1 protein-coding gene is annotated in these 1,457 nt (G+C 74.0%); it reads right to left on the bottom strand.

Going from position 1 to position 1,457, the window contains the following annotated elements:
• Positions 1-1,344, bottom strand: a 1,344-nt coding sequence (locus ACYVE9_RS26635; protein WP_461030455.1) for a hypothetical protein, incomplete at its 3' end; no start/stop codon positions are given.
• Positions 1,345-1,457 lie beyond the last annotated feature (113 nt).

Raw genomic sequence — 1,457 nt, forward strand, 5'->3', positions numbered from 1 at the left:
CGGCGCGGATCGGTGGCGGAGCCGGGCGACGAGCATCCACGCGCCCAGCCCCAGGACCAGCGCGCTGCCCGCCCCGATGGCACTCCAGCCCACCAGCCGCCAGGTGCCGGCGCCGCTGCCCGCGGAGTCGTCCGCGCTGAGCCCCTTCTCCGCCGCGGCCCTGTCCTCCTCGGTGACGCCGAAGCCGGCCGCCGCGGCGTCCCCCCGGTAGCCCGGGCCCTCCTTGGCCTCGCCGCGCAGGTCGACGCGCAACGTGACGGTGGCGCCGTCGGGGAAGAACTGCGTGAGGTCCGGATGCAGGGTCACAGCGAGGTAGTACCAGCCCGCGGTGCTGATGCCTCGCCCCTCGTCGCCGTAGCGGTTGCCGTACTCCACCGGCCGGGTGGCCAGCTCGGCCGACGCCTGCTCGCCCTTGTAGGACTCGAAGTTGTCGTCGATGACGTCGGCTCGCGGCGGGTTGAACAGGTGGAAGCCGAACGCCCGCGGCACGAGGTCGTAGGAGTCCTGCTTGCGCTGGGCGTTCGGCAGCTCGGCGTACGCGAACAGCTGCTGTCCCCAGTCGACCGGGACCCGGTAGAAGCGGGTCTCCCCGGCCCGGACCGTGTCCTTCCACACCCCGGCCCCGACCGCTCCGGCGTCGTTCAGCGAGGTACCGCCGCTCGCCTGCCGGGACGTGCCGGTGGGCGGCGTGGGCGGCTCCGAGCTCCAGCTGCCCTTGCCGGGCGGACCGGGCACACTGCCGTCGAGGCCGGGCTCCGTCATGAAGCGGATCTCCAGCGGCCAGCGGCCCGGGTCGGACGTGCCCGGCCCGTCCCGCTTCACCGAGAACAGGTAGGGCCCGGCCTGCTGGCACCGGTCGATGCCACCGCCGATGCGCCGGGCCGCGTAGTCGCCGATCGGATAGGAGATGCCGTCGCCGGAGAACGTGGCCTTGCCCGCGGTGTCGCACCGCTCACCGCTGGTGGTGGTCAGTTCCATCTCCAGGCCCTCACCGAACGAGGCCACCTTGCTGCCCGGTTTCGGCGCGGCCACCGCCGACAGGTAGACCGTCGAGACGTCGTCCAGCTCGACGCTGTAGAAGCGCTCCTCACCGCGGCCGATGCTGTCGGTGTAGATGCCCGGCTTGAGCTCCGGCCCGTCCGAGCTGCTCGCCGTTCCCTCGACCGGCTCGGCGTCCGCCGCCATCCGGTACGCCGGAGGCTCCGCCGTGGATCCGGCCGTGGGCTCGGCCGTGGGATCGGCCGACGCCGACGCCGGCCAGGTCACCGCCGAGCACAGCATGCCGCTCAGCACCGCCGTGACGGCCGCGGCCCGGACACCGGTCCTCCTCGTACGCCGCTTCACCGTGTGCCACCCCTCGTTGTGTCCCTCGTGCCGCTGCCGCCCGCCGCGATCCGCCGGCGGAACAGCGCGTACGCGCCGATCCCGGCGAGCAGTGCCGCGCCGACGCCGCCGGC

This window comes from Streptomyces sparsus, from assembly GCF_054776295.1.